Source organism: Hyphomicrobium sp., from assembly GCF_020852195.1.
Classification (GTDB): Bacteria; Pseudomonadota; Alphaproteobacteria; order Rhizobiales; family Hyphomicrobiaceae; genus Hyphomicrobium_C.
This window is the reverse complement of the sequence record NZ_JADZBI010000110.1, coordinates 1-3,083: the sequence shown is the minus strand read 5'-3', so window position 1 is coordinate 3,083 and position 3,083 is coordinate 1. Positions and strand designations below refer to the sequence as shown.

The following is a 3,083-nucleotide window of genomic DNA, read 5'->3' as shown; positions in this document are numbered from 1 at the left end:
CGGGATGACGTGGAAAGGAGGCACGTGGCTCCCGCACGATCGACGTCATCCCGACGCAGGCCGGGATCCACGCAAGTCCCCACGTTCGCCACACCGGCAAGATCCTCGTGCGACGGTGCAACGCCGACAAGGAGGACGGGGACCGCGATGCATTCTGCGCAATGCCCATCACGCGGCCTCCGGGGTGAGCAGCGTGCGCGTCGCCGCCGCGACGTCGGCCTGCCGCATCAGGCTCTCGCCGACCAGGACCGTCTCGACGCCGACGCGCTTCAGCCGCGCGAGGTCGGCCGGCGTGAAGATCCCGCTCTCACCGATCACGATGCGGTCGGCCGGGACGCGCGGCGCAAGCTGCTCGGTGGTGGCGAGCGTGGTCTCGAAGGTCTTGAGGTTGCGGTTGTTGATGCCGACGAGGCGGCAGTCGAGCTTGAGCGCGCGATCGAGCTCCGCCGCGTCGTGCACCTCGACGATGGCATCCATGCCCCAGTCGGCGGCGGCGGCGGCGAGGTCAGCGGCCAGCGCGTCGTCCACCTCCGCCATGATGATCAGGATGCAGTCGGCACCCCAGGCGCGCGCCTCCACCACCTGATAGGTGTCAATCATGAAGTCCTTGCGCAGCACCGGCAGCGAGACCGCGTCACGGGCGGCCGTCAGGAACTCGGGTGCGCCCTGAAACGAGGGCCCGTCGGTCAGGATCGAAAGGCATGCCGCGCCGCCGGCCTCGTAGGCGCGCGCGAGCGCCGGCGGATCGAAGTCGGCGCGGATCAGCCCCTTCGACGGCGAGGCCTTCTTGATCTCGGCGATCAGCGCCGTCTCGCCGGCCTTGTGCCGCGCCTCCAGCGCTTCGGCGAACGGGCGTACGCGCGGCGCGCTGCGGGCATACTCCGCCACCACCTGCAGCGGCAGCGCGGCTTGCGCCGCCGCGACCTCCTCGCGCTTGTATGCGGTGATTTTCTCGAGAATGTCGGCCATGGCGCTTTCGGGTCAGACGAAAGGGGTTGCTAGCGGCCTCGGCGCCGGGGGTCAAGTCAGTGACCGGACCTCGGCTGCGGCGCGTCGATGTTGAGGCGGGCGGTCTCCTTGGCCACGACCTCGCGGCCCGTCTCGAGGCACGCCACCGCGATCTCGTTCGGCACGATGTCGATGCGGACGTTGTGCCCGCCCGTGGACAGCGCCCATTTCATGTCGATGCAGCTCTTGACCAGCGACGCGAGCGCCTTGGCCGCCGCGCCGCCGTCGAAGCGGATCTGCTTCTGCAGCGCTGCGCGGAACTTGCCGTAGGCGCCCTGCAAGGCCCGGTAGGCGTCGAGATGCTTCTGGCGGGCAGCGCAGACATCGCGCACGGCCTGGTCCGTGGCCTCCTGGTCCCACTCCACGACCTCGGTGACGAACGCCCGGCAGGAGGACTCGGAGGCGTCGATGTGACCCTCTAGCTCGTAGCCGATGACCAGAGTTGCGGGCATGGATGGCGCACCGTCCTCCTGCGCCACGGCGGGAGCGAAGGCGGCGGCGGCAAGCGGCGCGAAGAGAGACGCAGCGATCAGACGGACCATGGCGAGCCTCGGAGGACAGCGAGCGCCGAGGATAGCACGGCGCGCGATGCCCCTCGCCGGCGAATGCGCTGTGGTTAAGCCGGCCCCTGGCTGATCGCGACCAGCTTGTCGAGCGCGGCCGCGGCCCGCCCGGAGGTGATCGCCTCCTCGGCCAGCGCCACACCCTCGGCGAGCGAGGATGCGCGGCCGGCGACGATCAGCGCCGCCGCCGTGTTGAACAGCACGATATCGCGGTAGGGACCCGGCTTGCCCGCGAGCAGCTCCCTGAGCGCCTGGGCATTGTGCGCCCCGTCGCCGCCCTTGAGGTCTGCCAGCGAGACGCGCGCCAGCCCGGCGTCCTCCGGCGTCACCTCGAAGGTCGTGATCTTTCCGTTCTCGAGCGCGGCGACCATCGTTGATCCGGTGGTCGAGAGCTCGTCGAGGCCGTCGTGGCCGTGCACGACCCAGGCCCGCATCGAGCCGAGCGCGCGCAACGCCTCGGCGATCGGCAGCACCCATTCGGGCGCGAACACGCCGAGGATGTGATGGCGCACGCCCGCCGGGTTGCAGATCGGCCCCAGCAGGTTGAAGAGCGTGCGCACGCCGAGCTCGGCGCGCGCCGGCGCCCAAGCCTTCATGGCGGGATGATGCGCGGGCGCCCACAGAAAGCCGACGCCGGCCTCCTCCACCGCTCGCGCGACCAGCGCCGGTCCGCAGTCGAGCTTGACGCCGAGCGCCGCGAGCACGTCGGAGGCACCCGACAGCGACGACACCGAGCGGTTGCCGTGCTTGGCGACCTTGAGGCCGGCGCCAGCGGCGACGATGGCCGCGCCCGTCGAGACGTTGAAGGTGCCGTGCCCGTCGCCGCCCGTGCCGACGATGTCGATGGCACCGGGCGCGACCGCGACCGATGTCATGCGCTCGCGCAAGGCGCGCGCCGCGCCCGCGATCTCCTCCACGGTCTCGCCGCGCACGCGCAGCCCCATGAGGAACGCCGCCATCTGCGCCGGCGTCGCCTCGGCCGTCAGCACATGGATGGCCTCGGCCATGGCGTCCGGCGAAAAGCGCTCCCCCGCGGCGAGCGCCTGCAGAAGTGACCTGACCCCCGTCGTGCTGCTCATCGCGCCCCCACGTCCCCTCTAGGCCGCATCGCGCGGGCGCGAGGCGTTGCGCCGGCGCGGCGAGAGGCCGGCGATGTCGAGGAAGTTGGCGAGCAGCGCATGCCCCTGCTCGGACGCGATGCTCTCGGGATGGAACTGCACGCCGTGCACCGGATGCGTCTTGTGCATGAGCCCCATGATGATGCCGTCCTCGGTCTCGGCATTGACCTCGAGGCAGTCGGGCAGGCTCTTCCGCTCGACGATCAGCGAGTGGTAGCGCGTCACCTCGATCCTGGGCGGCAGGCCCTTGAACACGCCGGTATCGGAATGCGTGATCGTCGACAGCTTGCCGTGCATCGGCTCCGGCGCCCGGATCACCTTCCCACCGTAGGCCTGGCCGATGGACTGATGCCCGAGGCAGACGCCGAGGATCGGGATCTTGGAGCCCGCCTTG

General features: G+C 70.7%; 4 protein-coding genes. All 4 read right to left on the bottom strand.

The genetic code is table 11. The annotated features are described in order from the left end of the window. Window positions 1–168 precede the first annotated feature (168 nt). Window positions 169–969, bottom strand: coding sequence for an indole-3-glycerol phosphate synthase TrpC (trpC, locus tag IT540_RS08890; RefSeq protein ID WP_291175992.1), 801 nt, complete (start codon window positions 967–969; stop codon window positions 169–171). 56 nt (window positions 970–1,025) lie between these two features. Continuing rightward, on the bottom strand, window positions 1,026–1,550 hold the full coding sequence (locus tag IT540_RS08885) for a hypothetical protein (RefSeq protein ID WP_291175990.1): 525 nt from the start codon (window positions 1,548–1,550) through the stop codon (window positions 1,026–1,028). A gap of 74 nt (window positions 1,551–1,624) precedes the next feature. Then, window positions 1,625–2,650, bottom strand: coding sequence for an anthranilate phosphoribosyltransferase (gene trpD / locus IT540_RS08880; RefSeq protein ID WP_291175988.1), 1,026 nt, complete (start codon window positions 2,648–2,650; stop codon window positions 1,625–1,627). 18 nt (window positions 2,651–2,668) lie between these two features. Beyond that, the coding region (locus IT540_RS08875; protein WP_291175986.1) for an aminodeoxychorismate/anthranilate synthase component II at window positions 2,669–3,083 on the bottom strand (415 nt) is incomplete at its 5' end.